2 rRNA genes are annotated in these 3316 nt (G+C 51.5%); both read left to right on the forward strand.

Going from position 1 to position 3316, the window contains the following annotated elements:
• Positions 1 to 153: 153 nt before the first annotated feature.
• Positions 154 to 3044, forward strand: a 23S ribosomal RNA gene (locus ACN1C3_RS33120).
• Between the two features lie 152 nt (positions 3045 to 3196).
• Positions 3197 to 3312: ribosomal RNA gene (rrf, locus tag ACN1C3_RS33125) — 5S ribosomal RNA — on the forward strand.
• The last annotated feature ends 4 nt before the right edge of the window (positions 3313 to 3316 follow it).

Genomic DNA, 3316 nt, shown 5'->3' on the forward strand with positions numbered 1-3316 from the left:
TCGTTCTTTAAAAATTTGGGTATGTGATAGAAAGATAGACTGGACCACACTTTCACTGGTGTGGGCTCAGGCTAAGGTAAAATTTGTGAGTTACATTGCGAATTTTCGGCGAATGTCGTCTTCACAGTATAACCAGATTGCTTGGGGTTATATGGTCAAGTGAAGAAGCGCATACGGTGGATGCCTTGGCAGTCAGAGGCGATGAAAGACGTGGTAGCCTGCGAAAAGCTTCGGGGAGTCGGCAAACAGACTGTGATCCGGAGATGTCTGAATGGGGGAACCCACCTAACATAAGTTAGGTATCTTACGCTGAATACATAGGCGTAAGAAGCGAACCAGGGGAACTGAAACATCTAAGTACCCTGAGGAAAAGAAATCAACCGAGATTCCCTTAGTAGTGGCGAGCGAACGGGGACTAGCCCTTAAGTGGCTTTGAGATTAGCGGAACGCTCTGGAAAGTGCGGCCATAGTGGGTGATAGCCCTGTACGCGAAAATCTCTTGGTCATGAAATCGAGTAGGACGGGGCACGAGAAACCTTGTCTGAATATGGGGGGACCATCCTCCAAGGCTAAATACTACTGACTGACCGATAGTGAACTAGTACCGTGAGGGAAAGGCGAAAAGAACCCCGGAGAGGGGAGTGAAATAGATCCTGAAACCGTATGCGTACAAGCAGTGGGAGCCCACTTTGTTGGGTGACTGCGTACCTTTTGTATAATGGGTCAGCGACTTATTTTCAGTGGCGAGCTTAACCGAATAGGGGAGGCGTAGCGAAAGCGAGTCTTAATAGGGCGTCTAGTCGCTGGGAATAGACCCGAAACCGGGCGATCTATCCATGGGCAGGTTGAAGGTTGGGTAACACTAACTGGAGGACCGAACCGACTACCGTTGAAAAGTTAGCGGATGACCTGTGGATCGGAGTGAAAGGCTAATCAAGCTCGGAGATAGCTGGTTCTCCTCGAAAGCTATTTAGGTAGCGCCTCATGTATCACTGTAGGGGGTAGAGCACTGTTTCGGCTAGGGGGTCATCCCGACTTACCAAACCGATGCAAACTCCGAATACCTACAAGTGCCGAGCATGGGAGACACACGGCGGGTGCTAACGTCCGTCGTGAAAAGGGAAACAACCCAGACCGTCAGCTAAGGTCCCAAAGTTATGGTTAAGTGGGAAACGATGTGGGAAGGCTTAGACAGCTAGGAGGTTGGCTTAGAAGCAGCCACCCTTTAAAGAAAGCGTAATAGCTCACTAGTCGAGTCGGCCTGCGCGGAAGATGTAACGGGGCTCAAACCATACACCGAAGCTACGGGTATCACTTAGGTGATGCGGTAGAGGAGCGTTCTGTAAGCCTGTGAAGGTGAGTTGAGAAGCTTGCTGGAGGTATCAGAAGTGCGAATGCTGACATGAGTAACGATAATGGGTGTGAAAAACACCCACGCCGAAAGACCAAGGTTTCCTGCGCAACGTTAATCGACGCAGGGTTAGTCGGTCCCTAAGGCGAGGCTGAAAAGCGTAGTCGATGGAAAACAGGTTAATATTCCTGTACTTCTGGTTATTGCGATGGAGGGACGGAGAAGGCTAGGCCAGCTTGGCGTTGGTTGTCCAAGTTTAAGGTGGTAGGCTGAGATCTTAGGTAAATCCGGGATCTTAAGGCCGAGAGCTGATGACGAGTGTGCTTTGGCACACGAAGTGGTTGATGCCATGCTTCCAAGAAAAGCTTCTAAGCTTCAGGTAACCAGGAACCGTACCCCAAACCGACACAGGTGGTTGGGTAGAGAATACCAAGGCGCTTGAGAGAACTCGGGTGAAGGAACTAGGCAAAATGGCACCGTAACTTCGGGAGAAGGTGCGCCGGTGAGGGTGAAGCATTTACTGCGTAAGCCCATGCCGGTCGAAGATACCAGGCCGCTGCGACTGTTTATTAAAAACACAGCACTCTGCAAACACGAAAGTGGACGTATAGGGTGTGACGCCTGCCCGGTGCCGGAAGGTTAATTGATGGGGTTAGCTAACGCGAAGCTCTTGATCGAAGCCCCGGTAAACGGCGGCCGTAACTATAACGGTCCTAAGGTAGCGAAATTCCTTGTCGGGTAAGTTCCGACCTGCACGAATGGCGTAACGATGGCGGCGCTGTCTCCACCCGAGACTCAGTGAAATTGAAATCGCTGTGAAGATGCAGTGTATCCGCGGCTAGACGGAAAGACCCCGTGAACCTTTACTATAGCTTTGCACTGGACTTTGAATTTGCTTGTGTAGGATAGGTGGGAGGCTTTGAAGCGTGGACGCCAGTTCGCGTGGAGCCAACCTTGAAATACCACCCTGGCAACTTTGAGGTTCTAACTCAGGTCCGTTATCCGGATCGAGGACAGTGTATGGTGGGTAGTTTGACTGGGGCGGTCTCCTCCTAAAGAGTAACGGAGGAGTACGAAGGTGCGCTCAGACCGGTCGGAAATCGGTCGTAGAGTATAAAGGCAAAAGCGCGCTTGACTGCGAGACAGACACGTCGAGCAGGTACGAAAGTAGGTCTTAGTGATCCGGTGGTTCTGTATGGAAGGGCCATCGCTCAACGGATAAAAGGTACTCCGGGGATAACAGGCTGATACCGCCCAAGAGTTCATATCGACGGCGGTGTTTGGCACCTCGATGTCGGCTCATCACATCCTGGGGCTGAAGCCGGTCCCAAGGGTATGGCTGTTCGCCATTTAAAGTGGTACGCGAGCTGGGTTTAGAACGTCGTGAGACAGTTCGGTCCCTATCTGCCGTGGACGTTTGAGATTTGAGAGGGGCTGCTCCTAGTACGAGAGGACCGGAGTGGACGAACCTCTGGTGTTCCGGTTGTCACGCCAGTGGCATTGCCGGGTAGCTATGTTCGGAATAGATAACCGCTGAAAGCATCTAAGCGGGAAACTAGCCTCAAGATGAGATCTCACTGGGACCTTGAGTCCCCTGAAGGGCCGTCGAAGACTACGACGTTGATAGGTTGGGTGTGTAAGCGCTGTGAGGCGTTGAGCTAACCAATACTAATTGCCCGTGAGGCTTGACCATATAACACCCAAGCAATTTGCTGACCCGAAAGGGCGCCAGATTGCGGTGTGTGAAGACGCAACAGTCGAAAATTCAAAAAACACACAAATCTATCACATCCCCATTCGCTGGAGCGTGAACCCGTAAGGGCCAACGAGCCGGCTACCGAATTTCTTGACGACCATAGAGCATTGGAACCACCTGATCCCATCCCGAACTCAGCAGTGAAACGATGCATCGCCGATGGTAGTGTGGGGTTTCCCCATGTGAGAGTAGGTCATCGTCAAGATTAA

The organism is Pseudomonas sp. H11T01 (assembly GCF_048515765.1).
In the GTDB taxonomy this organism is placed as follows: domain Bacteria; phylum Pseudomonadota; class Gammaproteobacteria; order Pseudomonadales; family Pseudomonadaceae; genus Aquipseudomonas.